The organism is Clavibacter sp., assembly GCF_014802555.1.
GTDB classification, from domain to species: Bacteria; Actinomycetota; Actinomycetes; order Actinomycetales; family Microbacteriaceae; genus Clavibacter; species Clavibacter sepedonicus.
In genome coordinates this window covers 26,433-44,715 of record NZ_JAAVCB010000150.1, presented here as the reverse complement: position 1 = coordinate 44,715, position 18,283 = coordinate 26,433, and the positions used below count along the sequence as shown (strand labels likewise).

General features: G+C 72.1%; 15 protein-coding genes. 1 reads left to right on the top strand and 14 read right to left on the bottom strand.

From position 1 onward, the window contains the following. Nucleotides 1–94 precede the first annotated feature (94 nt). The 12 genes from HDR73_RS16235 to HDR73_RS16180 form a co-directional block, all read right to left on the bottom strand. On the bottom strand, nucleotides 95–916 hold the full coding sequence (locus HDR73_RS16235) for an endonuclease/exonuclease/phosphatase family protein (RefSeq protein ID WP_012299563.1): 822 nt from the start codon (nucleotides 914–916) through the stop codon (nucleotides 95–97). 67 nt (nucleotides 917–983) lie between these two features. Beyond that, entirely contained in the window at nucleotides 984–1,511 is a 528-nt protein-coding gene (locus HDR73_RS16230; protein WP_223842643.1) for a YdcF family protein, read from the bottom strand. A 212-nt stretch (nucleotides 1,512–1,723) separates the two neighbouring features. Next, on the bottom strand, nucleotides 1,724–3,622 hold the full coding sequence (locus tag HDR73_RS16225; protein ID WP_012299561.1) for a DUF4012 domain-containing protein: 1,899 nt from the start codon (nucleotides 3,620–3,622) through the stop codon (nucleotides 1,724–1,726). Further along, complete coding sequence (locus HDR73_RS16220) at nucleotides 3,619–4,821, bottom strand: O-antigen polymerase (RefSeq protein ID WP_223842642.1); 1,203 nt, start codon at nucleotides 4,819–4,821, stop codon at nucleotides 3,619–3,621. The genes HDR73_RS16225 and HDR73_RS16220 overlap by 4 nt, the downstream gene beginning before the upstream one ends. Before the next feature lie 6 nt (nucleotides 4,822–4,827). After that, on the bottom strand, nucleotides 4,828–5,331 hold the full coding sequence (locus HDR73_RS16215; protein ID WP_041464643.1) for a hypothetical protein: 504 nt from the start codon (nucleotides 5,329–5,331) through the stop codon (nucleotides 4,828–4,830). Beyond that, nucleotides 5,310–6,359: a polysaccharide pyruvyl transferase family protein gene (locus HDR73_RS16210; protein ID WP_012299560.1), complete on the bottom strand. Its 1,050-nt coding sequence runs from the start codon at nucleotides 6,357–6,359 to the stop codon at nucleotides 5,310–5,312. Before HDR73_RS16210 ends, HDR73_RS16215 begins: the two co-directional genes overlap by 22 nt. Beyond that, complete coding sequence (locus HDR73_RS16205) at nucleotides 6,356–7,546, bottom strand: polysaccharide biosynthesis protein (protein ID WP_012299559.1); 1,191 nt, start codon at nucleotides 7,544–7,546, stop codon at nucleotides 6,356–6,358. The genes HDR73_RS16210 and HDR73_RS16205 overlap by 4 nt, the downstream gene beginning before the upstream one ends. After that, the gene (locus tag HDR73_RS16200; protein WP_223842641.1) at nucleotides 7,543–8,589 is read right to left on the bottom strand and encodes a glycosyltransferase family 4 protein; all 1,047 of its coding nucleotides are present in this window, start codon (nucleotides 8,587–8,589) and stop codon (nucleotides 7,543–7,545) included. The genes HDR73_RS16205 and HDR73_RS16200 overlap by 4 nt, the downstream gene beginning before the upstream one ends. Then, nucleotides 8,589–9,719 carry a glycosyltransferase gene (locus HDR73_RS16195; RefSeq protein WP_012299557.1) on the bottom strand — a complete coding sequence of 377 codons (1,131 nt, stop codon included), beginning with the start codon at nucleotides 9,717–9,719 and terminating at the stop codon, nucleotides 8,589–8,591. Before HDR73_RS16195 ends, HDR73_RS16200 begins: the two co-directional genes overlap by 1 nt. Beyond that, nucleotides 9,719–11,194, bottom strand: coding sequence for a sugar transferase (locus HDR73_RS16190; protein ID WP_041464642.1), 1,476 nt, complete (start codon nucleotides 11,192–11,194; stop codon nucleotides 9,719–9,721). Before HDR73_RS16190 ends, HDR73_RS16195 begins: the two co-directional genes overlap by 1 nt. Before the next feature lie 91 nt (nucleotides 11,195–11,285). Next, nucleotides 11,286–12,005: an arsenate reductase/protein-tyrosine-phosphatase family protein gene (locus tag HDR73_RS16185; RefSeq protein ID WP_012299555.1), complete on the bottom strand. Its 720-nt coding sequence runs from the start codon at nucleotides 12,003–12,005 to the stop codon at nucleotides 11,286–11,288. A 9-nt stretch (nucleotides 12,006–12,014) separates the two neighbouring features. Further along, nucleotides 12,015–13,451, bottom strand: coding sequence for a tyrosine-protein kinase domain-containing protein (locus HDR73_RS16180; RefSeq protein WP_041464641.1), 1,437 nt, complete (start codon nucleotides 13,449–13,451; stop codon nucleotides 12,015–12,017). Between the two features lie 214 nt (nucleotides 13,452–13,665). Here HDR73_RS16180 and HDR73_RS16175 point away from each other — a divergent pair, with 214 nt between their 5' ends. Next, a complete protein-coding gene (locus HDR73_RS16175; protein ID WP_012299553.1) occupies nucleotides 13,666–15,945 on the top strand; it encodes an acyltransferase family protein in 2,280 nt (759 codons plus the stop codon). Between the two features lie 322 nt (nucleotides 15,946–16,267). Here HDR73_RS16175 and HDR73_RS16170 read toward each other — a convergent pair whose 3' ends face one another. Together HDR73_RS16170 and HDR73_RS16165 are read right to left on the bottom strand one after the other, a co-directional pair. Continuing rightward, on the bottom strand, nucleotides 16,268–17,305 hold the full coding sequence (locus HDR73_RS16170) for an acyltransferase family protein (protein ID WP_041464640.1): 1,038 nt from the start codon (nucleotides 17,303–17,305) through the stop codon (nucleotides 16,268–16,270). Nucleotides 17,306–17,396: 91 nt separating this feature from the next. Then, a complete protein-coding gene (locus tag HDR73_RS16165; RefSeq protein WP_012299551.1) occupies nucleotides 17,397–18,113 on the bottom strand; it encodes an SGNH/GDSL hydrolase family protein in 717 nt (238 codons plus the stop codon). Nucleotides 18,114–18,283 lie beyond the last annotated feature (170 nt).

Below are 18,283 nucleotides of genomic sequence, written 5' to 3'. Positions count from 1 at the left end.
CGGGGCGGCGACGGACGCGTGACGGCCGGCGTCAGCCCATCGGCCGCGTCAGCCCGGCGGCGTCAGCTCGACCCGCCGCGTCAGCCCGGCGTCGTCAGCTCAGGCGCACGAGCGCCTGCACCGGAAGGTGGTCGCTCATCATGCGGCCGCGCCAGGTGAAGTCGTTGACCGCGGCGGCGCGCACGTCCACGCGCTCGCTCACGAGGATCCAGTCGATGCGGGGGGCGCCGACGACCGGCGGCCGGTAGTCGGGGAACGTGCCGAACGCGGGCGTCGCCTGGCGCGCCGTGTCGAGCCAGGAGTCGCGGAGCCCGGCCCGGCGGGTGAGGGCGTCGTAGGGGAACGAGTCGACGGGCGCGTTGAAGTCGCCCATGAGCACGAGCGGCAGCCCGGCGAAGCGCGTGCGCACGAGCTCGGCGATGGCCTCGGCGGCGCGGTCGCGTGCCTCGGCGACGTCGTGGTCGAGGTGCGTGTCGAGCACCACGAGCGGGTGGCCGGTGGCCTCGTCCTGGAAGCGGGCCCAGGTGAGGATCCGCGGCATGGGGTTGCCCCACGTCATGCTGCCGATCACGTCGGGGGTGTCGGACAGCCACATCACGTCGTGCTCGAGGAGGGTGAGACGGGACGCCTGGTAGAAGATCGCGCCGTGCTCGCCGTGGCTGCCGCCCTCGCGGCCCTGCCCGACCATGCGGTACGACGGCGGCAGCGCCTTCTCGATCGCCTGGATCTGCGGCCACAGCGCCTCCTGCACGCCGAGCACCGTGGGCCGCTCCTGCTGCAGGAAGCGCGTGAGCACCTCCTGGCGCTCGGGCCAGTGGTCGGCCTCGCCCTCCCGGGTGCCGTGCCAGGGCATGCGCACGTTAAGGGAGATCAGGTGGATGTCGTCGCCGGTCGTCGGGCCGATCGCGGTGGTCATGACGACCATTCAACCCCGTGCGGCTGATCGCCTGTCCGCGCGACGACGATCGGGTCGGGAACGGGCGTCAGCAGCCGGGCGTGACGAGCGCCTTGACGAAGGCGCCGGTCTGGTACGTGTACTGGGAGACCCACTGGCGGAGGCTGAAGTCCACCGGGTCCTCGACCACCATGAGGTCGCCCGTGAAGCAGCGCGAGAAGATCAGCTGCGTGCGCGTGACGTGCGGGGTCCAGGTGATGACGATGGCGCTCTTCCAGCCGTTCTCCTCGGACTTCTCCTTGAGGTATCGCGCCTCGCCCTGCGTCGTGAACGGCGACGGGGTGTCGCACGTGACGGGGTAGGGGAACTCGCCCTGGCAGGCCGCGAGCTCGGCGGCCGACTGCGGGCCCGTGGGCGGGACGGAGAAGACGACCGTGTCGGAGTAGCCCTCGTCCACCAGCTTCGCCGCGAGGTCGCGGCGCGTGGGGTTGGGCGGGCCGATGACGTAAATCACGTCGGCCTTGTCCGGCTGGCTCGCCGGCGGGAAGACGAAGAGCGGGATGCCGGCCAGGAGCCAGGCGAGGAGGAGCACGAGGAGCGCCAGGAGGGTGCGCACGATCCATCGACGGACGCGGTGTGCCCGGCGGGGCGGGGTGGTGGTGCTGGGTGTCAACGTGTGCTCTCGGCCTGATGGATCCGCGGGGGCGGCGTGCGGGCGTGCGGGGGCGGGTGCGTCCCCCGGCGGCTCGTCGAGCCTATGGGGACGCGTGACGGTCGCGAAGCCCCCATCCGGGGCGGGCGGCGCGGTGCCGTGGCGCGGGCGGCGGATCAGCCGCCCGTCGAGCAGGGGACCTGCGTGATCTCGGACTCGAGCGGACGCACGAGCGGCGTGTGCCGCACCTCGAGCGGGCCCTGGGCGTCGGACGCCGGCATCGTGAACGTGACGTCGACCGTCTTCGTGTCCTGCGGCGCGAGCTCGGTGCGGATGCGGATCATGCCGCGTCCCATGTCGGTGCCGCGGGCCTCCTCTGTGGTCAGGTCGGCGTCCGTCTTCCAGCCCGTGACGGTGGATCCGACGGGGCCGTAGACGAGGAGGTCGTCGAACTGGCGGCCCTTGGCCGTGCCGTCGAGGCCCGTGACGTAACGCGGCAGGCTCGTGGCCGCGTCCGCCGGGGCGATGCTCGTCATGTCGACGGACACCGTGTACGTGGTGGTGTCGCCGCAGGTCTCCGCCTGGACGCGGGATCCGGAGCGCAGGTAGTAGCTCATCTTGGATCCGGATCCGATGTCGTTGAAGTACAGGCCGATCGCGGTCGCGTCCGAGTTGTCGTCCGGCAGCGCGCCGCTCAGCGGCCCGCCCTCGATGAGCGTCTGCTCCTCCGGCACCGTGCTCCACAGCAGGAGGCGCTTCTCGTCGATGGCCCGGTCGATCGCCGTGACCAGCGGGACGACGGGCGGGGTGTCGGTGACGAGCTTCGCGAAGATCGTGCTGGCCGCGCTCGCGAAGTAGCGGTCCTGCGCCAGGTAGTCGGGGTACTGGCTGTAGACCGCGCCGAGGAGCGTGGGCACCGCGTTCTCGGCGTTCAGCTCGTCGCCCGTGGCGAGCGTGATGGGGCCGGTCGCCTCCAGCAGGTAGCTCAGCGCGATGGGGTCGAACGACAGCACGCCGTCGACCCGGTCGCCGATGTTGGCCTCCCAGTACGACTTGGCGAGGGCGCCCGATGTGGGGAAGTCGGGGAACATCGTGATGTTCTGCTCGAACCGGTCCGAGCGCGGCTCGATGAGGCGCACGGTCTCGTCGGGCACGTCGCCCTGCCGCACGTTCCGCGGGAAGTCGTTGCTCGACGCCTGCTTCGCGATCCGCACGGTGCCGTCCTCGACGGTCAGCAGCACGAGCGCGGCCGGGTTGCCGCCGGTGGAGCGCACCTCCGCGTTGTTCTGGAACATCAGCAGGTAGTTGCGGGCGCCGTCGGCGCCGAGGAGGTCGGGCAGGACGCCGGTGACCTCGCGGAAGGTGCCCGCGGTCTCCTCGGTGCTCGTGAGCGTGTCGTCCATGAGGTCGACGTCGTCGGCCACCTGTGCCCAGAGGCTGTCGCGGTCGATGGTCTCGAGCTCGGCGCGGGCGCCGGCCAGGCCGTCGCTCGCGGTCTGCACGGTCTGGCCGAGGGAGCGGATCCCGTCGAGGTCGATGCGGCCGAGCACGGGCGTGAAGGCGGAGAGGGAGACCTCGGTGGCGGGCGTCACGACGTCGGTGGCGAGCCGGTCGCTGGTCGCGGCCAGCACGCGCGCGGCGTGCAGGTTCGGGCCGACGAAGGGGATCCACTCGTACGCGCCGAGCACGCCGTCGTCCGCGGCCTCCGCGGCCTTCGCGGTGTGGTCGCGGAGCTCGGCGGCGCCGGCCTTCGCGGTGTCGATGTCGCCCGCGAGGAGCGCCGTCTGCACCTGGTCGGAGAGCGGGAGCGCGTCGCGCAGCTCCGACTGCACGGTGTCGACGCGGGGGAGGATCAGCGCGGCCGAGACCGCGGTGCCGATCACGACGACGCCGAGGACGCCGACCGGGATCCAGAGGCGCTTGCGCTTCCACAGCGGCCGAGGCGTGCGGGAGGCGTCGCGTTCGGCTCGGCCGTCGCGGCCGTCGCGGCCCGCGCGGCGGCTGCGGCGGTCGGGTGATCCGTCGGAGCCGTCCGGTCCGTCGGCCGGGGGGAGGATGTCGTCGATGCCGGTCACCGGTCGGACATCCGGTCCACGGCCGGCCGTCCGGCCGGGAAGGCGCGGCCGTTGCCGATCGCGGGGCGGGCGTCGGCCGGCACGGAGGCGGATCCGCCGACGGCACCGAGCCCGGCGGCGCCGGCGCCGATGAGCGCCTGCTCGCGCACGGCGGCCGGCGCGGTCTCGTCGGGCAGGGGCACGGGCGCGCTGACCGGGCCGGTGACCTGCTTGCGGGTGGAGGAGATCCAGAAGAAGGCCACGAGGATCACGAGCGACGCGATGCTCGTCGACATGCCCTGGTACGCGTCGCCGCGGATGAGGGAGAAGAGGTACGGCGTGACGACGACCGCGATGGCCGCGCCGAGGAGCCCGCGGCGGCGCATGCGCGCGCGGATGAAGAGGCCGGCCACGAGACCGAGGAGCGCGCCGACGGCGACGACCCCGAGGATGCCGAAGTTCGAGAACGCCTCGCCGATGGCCGAGAGGCTCGTCTCGACGCGGTTGACGCCGTAGAACCGGGGCACGTAGGTGGACGTGAACCACGTGTTGCCACCGCCGAACGGCTTGTCCTCCCAGAGCCCGCGGGGCACGAACCAGGCGGGGACCGCGGCGTACGTGGCGCCCCACTGGTAGACGAAGTCGGGCAGCGACGCCACCTCGTTGAGGCGGATGAGCACGTCGAACGGGCGCGTCTCGATGCCGCTGGTGAGGCGGTCGAGGAGCACGCCGATCGGGTCCTGCGTGAGGCGGTCGAGCGAGCGGCCGTTGTCGAAGGTGGACTCGCGGATGACGATCGAGTAGACCATCGCGACCACGGCCGTGACGCCGCCGATGAGGGCGATGCTGCGGAAGCGGAACGGCTTCGGGCCGATCTGCTTGAGGATCAGGAACGGCAGGAACACGCCGATGATGAGCGGGCCGCGGCCGCCGGCGGATCCGGCGCAGACCACGAGCACGAGGACGGCGACCAGGTTGACCCAGTTCCAGCCCTCGAGGCCCCTCTGGCGGCGCGCGAGCACGTTGTAGACGATCGCGATCTGCACGGGGATGTAGGAGAGGCCGATGAACGACTTGCCGGAGAGGAAGTCGCTCCGGTTGGCGAGGCCCGTCGTGTACGCCTGGATGCCGCCCGAGGAGAACACCAGGTACACGAGGAGGCCGAGGGCCACGACCGAGGAGATGACCACGAGCGCCTGCGCCACCGACGTGTTGAACACGCGCTGCTAGCGCACCTGCGTGTCGGGGTCGACGACGGCCGGGCCGCCGGCGATGGCGTTCTGCTCGAGGGCCGCTGCGTCCTCGCCGCTGCGGGCGATCCGCCGGGCCTCGCGGGCCACCGAGTAGTAGTAGACGACGAAGAACGCCGAGAAGAAGATCAGCGCCTCGATGAGCGCGGAGCTGGCCGCGAGCTGCAGCGTGGGGGAGAAGAAGCGCGTGTCGGCGATGGCGCCCGGGCTCGTCTCCATGCTGTTGGCGACCGTGAGCGGGCGCAGCACGAACAGGAGCAGGCCGGTGAAGGCGACGATGCCGCCCGGGGTGATCGGATCCCCGTTGGAGACCGTCTCCTTCACGAGCACGCCGACGAGCAGGATCGCGAGCACCGCGATCATGAACGGGTAGGACAGCTCGTTGCCGAGCAGGGCCACGCCGCCGAGCGCGGCGAGGACGGTGAGCACCACGGCGGCCGCGAAGACCGCCGGGGTCGCTAGGCGGTACGTCGGACCCATGTGGTCATCTCCTCGAAAGCCGCGTCCAGGCGGGCGGTGGCGGCGACGAGCGCCGCCGCGGTGGTGGATGCGGCACCGGCGTCGGCCGGGGCTGCGATGGCGGTGCGGACCGCCCGGTCGAACGCGGGCTCCGTGCGCGTGCCGAACTCGGTCGTGAACGCCCCGACCTTGGTGGCGCCACCGACGGCGACCACGGGCGTCGTCAGCATCGTACCGAGGTACATGGCGTGCATGCGAGAGGCGATGACGACCTCGCGGTCGGCCATGATCCCGGCCGCGCGGCGCCAGCCGTGGTCGCCGGGCTCGGTCGTGAGCCGGGCGCGCACCTCGGGGTGCAGGGCGCCGGCGTCGGAGTCGTCGCCCTGGTCCATCGACACGAACACGACCTCGCCGAAGCGCTCCTCGAGCGCGGCGACGTCGGCGAGCGTCGCCTGCGGGGAGTGCTTCGCGTTGAGCGCGACCACGGCGCCGCGGCGATGCGCGGCCGGCGCGGCCATGGCGGCGAGCTCGGGGGCGGCGAAGAGGCTGACGTCGGCGGCGACCTCGATCGGGAGCTTCGAGTAGCCGGCGGCACGGCCGGCGGAGTCGGGGTCGCGGGTCCAGACGCGGGCACCGTCGAGACCCGAGCGGAGGGCGAGGCGCGCGCGGCGGCGGGTGACGGGATCCGCGCCGACGCCGAACACGGCGAGCGGCGTGCGGCTGGTGCGCGCGATGAGCCCGGTCACCGCCATGAGACGGGGGAGGCCCGCGAACGGGCGGTCCGGCTGGTCGTCCGCGAGGAGCGTGCCGCCGCCGACGACGACCGCGTCGACCTGGCGGACGAGGTCGGCCAGCGCGCGGACGCCGGAGACCCGGGCGCGCTCCTCGGTGGAGTCGAGGCGCGCGGCCTGCCCGAAGTCGGCGATCACGGTCTCGTGGCCCGCCCGGCGGAGCCGCTCGGAGAGCGCGTCGGTGAGGAAGGCGTCCCCGAGGTTCTGCGGGTGGCCGGACGCGAGGGTGCGGTCGGCGGAGACGATGAGGGTCCTCATGCGTCCTCCTTCCTGACGGGGCTGGTGCGGTGGCGGATGAGGAGCGCGGCGATGGCGGCGCTCAGGACGAGCTCCGCGACGAGCGTGACGCCGGCGAGCAGGGCGGGGCCGGCCGTGAGCGCGGCGGCGAGCGTGAGGACCACGGCGACGACTCCCGTGACGATGGTCGCGGTGAGCCGCACGCGGACGAGGTCGGAGCCCATCGCGTACGCCATGAGCGCGTAGTTGCCGAACTTCGGGGCGACCGACAGCAGGATCACGAGGAAGATCGCCTGGTCGAACGCGTCGCCGCCGAAGACCTGCTCGACCGGGCCGCGGAGGAGCGCGAGGATCCCGGCCAGCACGAGGCCGCCGAGCGCGAACCGCCACCAGTAGGCGCGCGCGGGGCGACCGGCGGCGCGGATCCGCGGGATCAGCTGCTGCGAGAGCGTCGCCGGCAGCACCTCGAGCGGCTGCACCACGCGGTAGGCGAGCGCGAGCGGCGTGACGGCGTCGACCCCGAGGATGGCGGTGCCGAGCACGAGCGGCGCCTGCGAGTAGAGCGCGCTGAGGGATCCCGAGAGGCCGAACTCCAGGATCTGCGGGAACACGCGCACGGGCTCGTCGCTCGTGGTCGCGAGGCCGCGGCGGACGGCGATCCACGTGCCCGCGGTGACGACGAGCGACACGACCGGGAAGGCGAGCAGCACGAGGATCTCGGGCACGAGCACCGCGATGACGAGCGGCACGGCCTTCAGCACCACGAGCGCGAGGTCGGGGAACGCGTAGGACGCGTCGCGGCGCCCGACGAGCAGGGGCGCGCGGATCGTGCGGGTGAGCGAGTCGAGCACCTGGCTGACGCCGAGCGCCGCGAGCAGCAGCACGGCCTCGCCCGGGATCGAGGAGGCGGCCGCGACGGTGAGCACCACGGCGATCACCGCGCCGAGCGAGCCGAGCCCCGCGTGGAAGGCGACCGCACGCGCATGCACGCTCCGGGTGAGGCGCGCGCGCGGCAGCGACAGCAGGAAGTTGGCGGCGCCGGAGTCGGTGATGATCGCGAACGAGCTGAGGAGCGCGAACCCGGTGACGAGCGCGCTCTGGGCCGACCCCTCCGACAGCCGCGTGAGGACCACGAGCAGCACCAGCTGGAGCACGCGCGTGAGCCCTGCGGCTCCCGTGGGGAGCAGCAGCCCGATCCGCCGGATCATCGCGTCCCGATGCTCTGGTAGGCGTCGTGGACGGTCTGCGCGGAGGTGCGCCAGTCGAAGCGGCAGGTGACGGCGCGGCGGATGCGCGCGGCGTCCTCGTCCTCGAGCGGGTCGGCGGCCGCCAGCCGGGCGAGCGCCCCGGTGATGGCGGACGTGTCGGCGGGGGAGAAGTAGTCGGCGTCGTCCTCGCAGATCCAGTGGAAGACGGGGATGTCGGAGACAGCGAGGCGCGCGCCGGCGACCATCGCCTCCACGAGCGGCAGGCCGAAGCCCTCCGCGAGGCTCGGGAACACGACGCCGCGCGAGGCCGCGTAGAGCACGGCGAGCTCGTCGTCGGTCACGTAGCCGGCCAGCTTGATGTCGTCCGACTCGGCCATGTCGACGTCGCCGAAGACGGCGCTCTTCGCGCCCACGAGCACGAGCGGATGGGCGGCGCGGGTCTCGGCGGGCAGCTCGAGGTACGCCTCGGTGAGGCGCTTGAGGTTCTTGCGCGGATCCATGCTGCCGACCGCGAGCAGGTACCCGCCGTCGGTCACGCCGAACCGCTCGAGCACGCGGGCGCGCTCCTCGGCGCCGCGCGGCTCGCCGAACACGGGGCTCGGCGCGTTGGGCGCGACCACGACGGGCGCGCTGGAGAGGCCGAGCTCGCGCACCTGCTCGGCGACGGGCTCGCTCACGGTGACGATCACGCGCGCGTCGCGCAGGTTCGCCTTGAGCAGGGGCACGTGGGTGACGACGTACTCGCGGCTGTACCACTCGGGGTTCGTGAGCACGAAGAGGTCGTGGACGACGACGATGTGGCGGCGGTGCACGAGCGGCGCGCGGCTCGTGAGCGACAGGAGCACGTCCTGGCGCGTGATCCACGGCAGGGTCGTCTGCACCCAGAGCCAGCTGCGCGCGCCGGACGACGCGACGCCCTCGGACGGCGTGGCGCGCGTGACGCCCTTCTTGCCCTCGAGGGCGCGGGCGATCTCCGTCGCGTAGCGCTGCTGGCCGGTGACCCGCTGCCCTGCGTAGGCCTCGTTGACGACGAGCCGGCGCATCACGCGACCGCCCCGTCGAGGCGGGCGCCGTCGTGGCGGACCCAGGAGGCGATGTGCCGCTCGAACACGGCGGCGTCGAAGTCGTGGGAGCGGCGGACGCTCGCGGCGGGATCCAGGGCCGCGGCCCGGGCGACGGCGTCGGCGAGCTCGGCGCCCTCCCACGCGTGCACGTGCACGCCGGTCACGCCGTCGACCACGCTCTCGGTCGCGCCGCCGACGTCGGTGACGAGCACGCGGGCGCCGGCGGCCATGGCCTCGACGGGCATGATCCCGAAGTCCTCGACCGCGGGGAACACGTACGCGAGCGCGCGCTGGTAGAGCGTGTAGAGGAGCGCGTCCGACGGGCGCGGCACGATCGTCACGGGCACGGTGGCCGCGTCGGCCTGCGCCTGGAGCTCCTCGGCGAGGGGGCCGGATCCGGCGAGCACGACGGGCACGCCCGCGGCCTCTCCCGCGCGGATCACGAGGTTGAGCCGCTTGTACGGCACGAACCGGCTGGCGCCGAGGAGGAACTGGTCGGGCAGCGACGCGGCGAGGGCGGCGTCGGCGCCGGTGAGCGCATCCGCCCACGACGCGGTGCCGCGGATGACGGACGCGTCGACGGGCGGGTGGATGACCCGCGCGTCGACGTCCCACGCCGTGCGGATGCGGTCGCGCACGAACGCGCTGTTCGCGGCGACCTCGGCGCGGGAGGCCTGCGCGCGCCGGCGGTCGAGGGCGCGCAGCGGGGGAGCGGCCGCCTTGACGAGCGGGTTCGCGCCGCGCTGGTCGAGGTCCGGGGTCCAGAGGTAGCGCGCGGGGCTGTGCACGTAGACGTGGCGGCGGGTGCCGTGGTCCCCGTGGCCGAGGTGGTGCGCGAACAGGTGCGAGCTCGCGAGGGTCCACTCGTACGCGTCGAGGTCGAGCGAGCTCCACGTGAGCGGCATGAACGGCAGGGCCAGCGGCTTGCGCTTCCGCAGCGGCGTGCGCGCGATCCAGCTCTCGCGCACCGGGCGGTCGCCGAACCGGCCCGGGTCGTCGTTCCAGAGCGTGAAGAGGTCGGCGTCGGGGAAGGCGTGCGCGAACGCGTCGAACACCTTCTCGGATCCGCCCGACTTCTCGATCCACTCCTGGACCAGCAGGCCGCCCATCAGACGGCCCCGTCCGCGCCGAAGACGGCCTTGAACGTGCGCGCCAGGATGATGATGTCGCCCGTGAGCGACCAGTTCTCCACGTAGTAGAGGTCGAGGCGGATGGCGTCCTCCCAGGAGAGTGACGAGCGTCCCGAGACCTGCCAGAGGCCGGACATGCCGGGCTTGATGAGCAGGCGGCGGCGCGCGGCGCTGTCGTACAGCGCGACCTCGCCCTCGCGCTGCGGGCGCGGGCCGATGAGGCTCATGGATCCCAGCAGCACGTTGAGGAACTGCGGCAGCTCGTCGAGCGAGTAGCGGCGCAGCACGCCGCCGACCTTCGTGATGCGCGGGTCATCCGTCACCTTGAACAGCGGGGTGTCGGCCGTGCCCTGCTGCTCGAGCAGCGCGAAGAGCTCGGCGTCGGCGTTCATGCGCATCGAGCGGAACTTGAGCATGTGGAACGGCTCGCCGTTCAGGCCGATGCGCTCCTGCTTGTAGAAGACGTCGCCCTTGCTCGTGGCCTTGATGAGGATCGCAAGGATGAGGAAGACGGGGCTCAGCACGATGAGCGTGATGCCGGAGACGACGATGTCGAACAGGCGCTTGGAGAGCAGCTTCCGTCCCTCGAAGCGCGGCGTCTCCACGTGGATGAGGGGGAGGCCGGCGACCGGGCGCGTGTGGATGCGCGGGCCGCCGATGTCGGTGAGGCCGGGCGCCATGACGAGGTGGTGGCGGCCGGGCTCGAGGCGCCAGCTGAGCTCGCGGATCCGCTCCGGCGGCAGCTCGTCGCTCGAGGTGAGCACGAGCGTGTCGGCGCCGAGGCGCTCGAGCTCCCCGAGCACGTCGTCCGCGTTGCCGACGACGGGCACGTCGAGGCCCGGGAGGCGGGACGGCCGCGCGTCGCCCGTGAGGCACGCGCCGACCACGCGGTAGCCGGCCTTGGGGGCGCGGGCGAGCGTCGTGGCGGTGTGGGTGGTGCTCTCCAGGGATCCGACCAGGAGGATCAGCGAGGAGAACTCGCCGCGCCGGCGCTGGGCCGAGAGCCACACGCGCCAGAGCGCCCGCGACAGCAGCAGCAGCACGAGGCCGAGCGGCAGGCCCGTGACGATGTAGCCGCGCGCCAGGTCGATCTTCACGAGGAAGGCGACGATGGCGATGATCCCGAACAGCCGCAGCGTCGCGTCGGCGACCTGCTTGTACTCCTGCGTGCCGGTGCCGACGATGCGGTAGTCGCGCGTGCTGTAGACGGTGAGCACGAACAGCCACGAGAGGATCAGCACGACGGAGACCATCGTGTAGGTGACGGCGACGCCCTGGGCGTTGCCGCCGAGGTCGACCGTGCCGGCCGTCGTCCCGAACCACAGGAACTGCACCCCGAAGGTCGTGAGGATGATGACGATCGCGTCGCTCAGCGCGAGGCGCCGGGCGTAGACGACCCGCCAGCGCGAGCCCTCCTGGGCCTCGTCCGTGCGTCGTGTCTGTTGCGTGTCCACTGGTCCCCCGGGGCAGGTGGCTCCCGATCGGGAGCCGGCGGTGTCTGATGGAGCGGCGTGCGCTCGCGTGGGCGGTGGTGGTCTGGTCGGGTCAGCCCCGCAGGCGCGGCGCGTCGGTCCGGGTCACGGCGCGCACCGACTCGAGGATCGACTCGATGGCGCCCCCGGCCTGCTCGCCCGAGGCGTCATACGTGGCCTGCGAGCGGCGGTACGGGTCGACCACGTCGTAGTCGTCCTCGTGCGCGGGCGGCAGGGTGACGCCGCGCTGGGCCGCGACGAGCGGGATGAGCGCCCGCAGCTGCTCCGGCACGTCGCCGTCGCACGCGATGTGCTTCTCGTCCCCCGTCACCTCGACGAGGTGCTCGAACAGCGCCGCGAACTCGCGGATCGTGAACGTGAAGCGGTTGGCGCGGGGCACCGCGCGCACGACGGCGCTGCGGTGCTCGCGCGCCATGGTGAGCACCAGGTCGACCCCCTGGATGATGCCGGGCGTCAGGAACCGCGCCTGGTGCTCGCTCGGATCCCCGCCGTACCGCACGGAGAGCTCCGCCGCCTGCTCGGGCATGCGCTGCCCCTCGGCCGCGATCGTGCCGGCGCTGGAGAAGCGCACGACCGAGTCGGCCTCGGCCGCGTGGTCGCCGAAGATCGCCCGCACCCGGGCCCGGAGGACCTGCTCGGCGAGGGCGGAGCGGCAGATGTTGCCCGAGCAGACGAACAGGACGCGGAACGAGCCGTCGTCGACGCCCTCGGAGGATGCGTCGCCGAGGGCCGCGCGTGCGGCCCTGCGGCTCGTGGGGGGGAGTTCCGACATGGAGGGGAGCTACGCCTTGATCTTCTCGATGGGCGCCTTGGTCTTCTGACCGTCCTCGTCCTCCGTGTACCCGTACCCGTACCCGTACCCGTACCCGTACCCGTAGCCGTAGTGGCCGTAGCCGTACGCGTCCGGGCCCTTGGTGGGGAGCATGGTGATGACGAGGCCGAGCACGTCCGCGCCCACGTTGGTGAGGTTGGCGATGGCGCTCTTCAGCTGCGTGCGGTGCGTGCGGCCCGCGGCGACCACGATGATGGCGCCGCCAGCGTTCTTGGACAGGATCGCCGCGTCGGTGACGGGCAGCAGCGGCGGGGCGTCGATGAGCACGACGTCGTAGCGCGCCTCGAGGTCCTGCAGCAGGCGGGCCATGCCCTGCGAGCCGAGGAGCTCCGACGGGTTCGGCGGGATCTGGCCGGCGGGGAGGATCGAGAGCATGCCCGAGCCCCAGGGCTGGATGACGTCCTCGATCTCGGCGCGGCCGATGAGGATGTCGGTGAGGCCCACGGCGCCCTCGAGGCCCATGTAGGACGCGAGACGCGGACGGCGGAGGTCGGCGTCGATGAGGACGACCTTGATGCCCGAGTCGGCCAGCGCCAGCGCGAGGTTCGAGCTGGTCGTCGACTTGCCCTCGCCCTGGATGGACGAGGTGATGACGAAGCTGCGCGAGCGGCCGCCGAACTCCAGGAACTGGAGGTTCGTGCGGAGGCTGCGGAAGGACTCGGCGCGGGGGCTCCGCGGGTCGTCCTGGACGATGAGCGGACGCTCGGTCGCCTTCGGGTCGTACGCGATGCCGCCGAGGATGGGCTTCGTCGTGACGAGCTCGACGTCGCGCTCCCCGCGGATGCGGTTGTCGAGCGTCTCGCGGAGGAGGCTGACGCCCACGCCGATGAGGAGGCCGATGAGCGCGCCGACGATGATGTTGACGGGCAGGTTCGGCGAGGACGGCGACTCGGGGATCTCCGCCTGCTCGAGCTGTGTGATCTGCACCTGCGGCGTGCCCTCGATGGTCTCCGGGACGAGCGTGCCGACGACCGTCTTGAGGCTCTCGCCGATGGCGTCCGCGAGGGTTGCGGCGTCCTGGCGGGACTGGTCCTTGACCGTGATGTCGATGATCGTGGTGTCGAGCGGCGCGGAGGCGCGGACCGACTCGGCCAGCTCGCGCGACGTGACGTCGAGTCCGTACTGGTCGATGACGGGCTGGAGCACGGCGCGGGTCGTGACGACGTCCGCGTAGCTCTTCACCGCCTGCGTGATGAAGTTGTTGCCCTGCTGCAGGTCCTGCACGTTGGAGGAGCTGCTCTGGGCGACGTACATCTTGGTGGACGCCTCGTACTCAGGGGTCTGGAGCAGGGAGAAGGCCGCAGCGGCACCCACCCCGACCAGGAGCGTCAGGATGATCAGCACCGCGCCCCTACGCAGCATCCGAATGAAGTCACGGAGCGCCATAACTTAGAACCCTTCCCCAAAAGCACACAGGCGCGGAGTGTCCGCATACGTGGGATATCCACAGCCTCGGCTGTCTATCATCACACAGCTCTCGAGCGGTGCCAGCAGCCCGGAACGCCCCCGTCCGGGGCGTGGTAGGGCCCGAACCGCCCTGTTAGGGTCGCTCAGACAGCAGTGCTGCACGGCGGTACACGAGTGAGTAGGGACCTGGGCCATGAGCTCGCAGACATTTCGCCGGGGCACGCCCGCGCTCCCGGATCCGTCGGAGCTCCGCTCCGCGCCGGACGACAAGAACCCACCAGCTGAGGGGGATTCGCCCGCGGTGAACCGCGGCTTCAGGCCGGACGTCGAGGGCCTGCGCGCCCTCGCGGTGGTCGCCGTCATCGTCGACCACCTCTTCGACTGGCCGTCCGGCGGCTTCGTGGGCGTCGACGTCTTCTTCGTCATCAGCGGCTTCCTCATCACGGGCCTGCTGCTCAAGGAGTACGAGCGCACCAAGACGATCTCGTTCCTCGACTTCTACAAGCGCCGCGTCCGCCGCATCATGCCGGCCACGCTCCTCGTGCTCGTGGTCTCCACGGCCGTGTCGTTCCTCGTCTTCAACGTGGTGCGCGCGCAGGCCAGCCTGTGGGACGCCGTCTGGTCGGCCCTCTTCGTCTCCAACTGGCACTTCGCCAGCGCCGGCACCGACTACTTCGCGTCCGACGGCCCCGTCTCGCCGTTCCGCCACTACTGGTCGCTCTCGGTCGAGGAGCAGTTCTACCTCGTCTGGCCCGTGTTGATCTTCCTGGTCATCACGTTCGCCCGCCGCCGCACCCCCAAGAACCGCGTCAAGCGCGCCCGCCTCTTCACGCAGACCATCGGCATCACGGTCGGCGTCCTCATCGTCGCGTCGCTGGCGTGGGGCTTCTACGAGACCCAGGCCCGCTCGACGGTCGCGTATTTCTCCACGTTCTCCCGCGCCTGGGAGCTCGGCATCGGCGCGCTGCTCGCGATCTTCGCGGCGCGGATCGCCACGCTGCCCGCAGCCATCCGCCCGGTGCTCGGCTACGTCGGCCTCGCGGGCATCATCGCGTCCTTCTTCCTCGTCTCCGGCGACAACGCGTTCCCGGTGCCCTTCGGCCTGCTGCCGGTCGTCGCGACCGCGCTCGTCATCGCCTCGGGCATCGGCGGGGTGTCGAAGGCGATGGTGCCGATCACGAACCCGGTCACCACCTACATCGGCAAGCTCTCGTTCTCGCTGTACCTCTGGCACTTCCCGGCGATCATCCTGCTGGACTCGCTGATCCGCGACCGCACGATGTACTACGCGGCCGCGATCGGCGCGACCCTCGTGCTCGCCATCGCGTCGTTCCACCTCGTCGAGGACCCGATCCGCCGCTCCAGCTGGCTCGACCCGAAGAAGGCCGGCCGCCGGTCCGCGGGCATGCAGCTGAAGATGACCGTCGCGGCGCTCTCCGTCGTCGCGGTCGCCGTGGTCGGCGTCGTCGCCGTGGCCGTCGTCCGCGACGACCCCAGCGACCAGAGCCAGCTCGGGAGCGGGACGCCCAGCACGGGCGGCACCGCCGCTCCCGTCGAGGCCACCGGCACCGCCCTCGCGACCCGGGGCGAGCAGATCACCGCGGCGCTCGCGTCGGACGAGTGGCCGGCGCTCGATCCCGCCGTCGAGGCGTTCGGCGACTTCGGCCGCGACGTCATCGCGCCCGAGTGGGCGAAGGAGGGCTGCCTCGGCGCCGACCTCGCCAAGGAGAAGGACGCGATCAAGAACACCGAGCACTGCGTCTACGGGAACGCCTCGGCGGGCCCGGACAAGACCGCCGTGATCTTCGGCGACTCGCTCGCGATCAGCTACGCGCCCATGCTGCGCGCCAGCCTCGGCGACGAGTGGAAGGTGCGCATCCTCACCATGGCCCGCTGCCCCGCGTCCACCGTCACGAGCACCGACACCGACGGATCCGAGTACACGGAGTGCGGGGACTTCCGCACCTGGGCGCTCAACGAGATGAACGCCACCAAGCCGGCGCTCGTGCTCATGAGCGAGGCCGTGGACAACTCGTACCTGTCGAGCAAGGCCACGGGTGGCGCCGCCGACCGCGAGTGGCAGGCCGGTGCGCTCACCACGATGAACTCGCTGAAGACCGCCGCGTCGAACGTGATCGTCCTGTCCCGCCCGCCGGCAGCCACGGCCCTCGTGGAGTGCAAGACGCCGACGAGCTCGCCGAACGACTGCCAGTCCACGGTGTCGCCGTCGTTCATCAGCCACGCCCGCACCATGGAGGCCGCGGCGACCGAGGTCGGCGCGCCGGTCCAGTTCATCAACACGCAGGGCTGGTTCTGCAGCCAGGGCACGTGCCCGGCGTTCGTGAACGGGATCCCCGTGCGCGGCGACACGTCGCACCTCACGGCCCGCCAGTCGCAGGACCTGGCGCCGATCATGTCGGACGTCCTCGCGCCGCTCGGCATCGGCGCCGCCCCGGCTCCGGCCGCCGGCTGACCCGCCCGCCCCACCGCACGCCACGACGGGCGCTCCTCCTCCGGGAGGGGCGCCCGTCGTCGTGCGCCCGGCGGCGAAGGCGTCCGTGCGGCGGGCGGACGACCCCCGCGCGGGACCCCCGCGCGGAAGGAGGGCGACCTGGCCCGAGCGGAGATGACGCGCACCGACGGGTCCGGCGCCCGGCGCGAGTCGCCCGGATCGGGGACCACGTCCGGGGCCCGATGATCGTCGTGCGGCGGATCCGAGGGGGCTGCGGGCCCGCTCGTGCGCGGCCGGCGCGCCGCCCGCGGTCAGCGCGCTCCGGGGAGCGCGGCTCCGAGGATCAGCTCCGCGGCGCCCTGGCGGCCGACGAGCGGCTCGTGAGGCGGCGGGCGACGCCGATGAACGGCACCTCCACGAACCGGTGCACGAGCCAGGAGACGACGAGCGTGACGGCGATGGCGGCGGCGACCCGCACGATCCCCTCGGGCACGTCGAGGGCGCGAACCACGCGGTAGGCCAGCGGGTGCAGGAGGTACGCGGCGTAGGAGATCGCGCCGAGCCAGATCAGCACGCGCGAGTGGGCTGCCCGGCGCGACGCGTAGAACGCGAAGAACAGGCCGAGCCCGAGCAGGAACGACACGGCGTAGTCGAAGGGCGGCCACGCGGCGTCCTGCCCGCCGTTGAGGTAGGTGAACAGCGGCACGCCCACGACGCCCGCGACGAGCAGGCCGCGCCAGGCGGTGGATCCGTCGCGGTCGCGCAGGTGGATCACGTGCCCGAGCGACGCCGTGTAGAGCAGCAGCGGCAGCGTCCAGGGCAGCTCGCGCTCGAGCACCCGGCCGGCGATCGCGGCGGCGACGAAGCCCGCGAGCCAGACGTAGCCCATGACGACGCTCCGGTCGAGGCGGCCGATGAGCTTCGCGACGAGGGACCGGCCGTAGAAGATCAGCTCGATGCCGAGGGTCCATGCCGTCGGCACGATCGTGGAGATGCCCACGGCGCCCTGCACCATGAGCACGTTCGCCATGATCACGAGCGGGCCGCCGAGCTCACCGTCGCCCGTGGTCGCGACCCACAGCATCATGAGGCCGAGCACGAGCCAGTAGAGCGGGAAGAGCCGGTAGAGGCGACGCACGAGGAAGGTGCGGGTGTCCTGGCGCTGGAGGCTGAGCGGGATCACGTAGCCGCTGACGAGGAAGAACGCGACGACGCCCACGCGCCCCGCGTCGATCCACTGGCGGCTGAAGTCCTCGAACGCCGGGTACTCCGCGGCGATCAGGTGCTGCAGCACCACGATGAACGACGCGACGCCGCGGACCGCCTCGAGGAACTCGATCTTCCGACCGGTCTCGCTCTTCACTGTCACGGTGCTGGTCACGCGGGCTCTCCTCTGGTGCGGGCGCGACGCTTCCGAGGCACCGCTTCGACCCTAACCGCCGGGTCGGCGGCGGGCGGGCGGGGGGATGCCCCTACTTCTGGGCGTCTGCGTCGTCGAGGACCTCGGTGCGCACGTAGTTGCGCACCTCGGCGCCCATGAGCTTGTAGCCCTTCATGTTCGTGTGGATCCCGTCGCGGAAGAACTCCGAGCGCCACTTCATGTCCTTGTTCGTGAGGTTCTTCCACGGGTTGAAGAAGTGGTAGCCCTGCGCTTCGGCGAACTGCTCGAGGTGCGCGTTGACCTCGGGCGGCGTCTCGGGCGAGGCGTTCTGCGGCGGGATCGCGAGGATGACCGTGTCCTTCGGCGCGAGCTTCTCGACGGTCTGCAGGATGTCCGCGTCGAGCTGCGTGTCCGGCACCTGCGCGATGCGGTTGTTGGTGCCGATCATGATGAGCGCGATGTCGACGTCCTCGACGGTGGGCGTGTTCGCCGCCATGACCGTGCTGGTCGCGCCGTCCGTGCCCCAGCCGCCCGCGAAGGTCAGCGGGTCGCCCACGACGTAGTCGACGTAGGCCATGCCCTGGTCGATGCCCTGGGGCAGCGTGCCGACGAAGCCGTTGGTGTTCGAGTCGCCCATGACGACGATGCGCACGAGGTCCTCGGGCGCCGTCGACGCGGACGCGCTGGGCTCGGGTGCACCCTCGGTCGTGGTGGGCGTCGGCTGCGGGTTCGCGCTGGTGCACCCGGCGAGCAGGAGGACGGCGGCGAGGGCGCTGACGGCGCCCCGGGCCATGCGACGTGCGGGCATAGGTGTTCATCCGATCGTGGAGGGGTCCGCAGCAGCGGCGAGCACGTGACCCCGTCAGCCGCTGCGATCACGGGGCCGCTCAGAAACCATTGTGGCATGCGGTTTCCGTCGGCCCGATGGCGGCGTGGCGTGGCGCGGATCCACAGAGGGCGTGATCGCGTCCCCGGCCG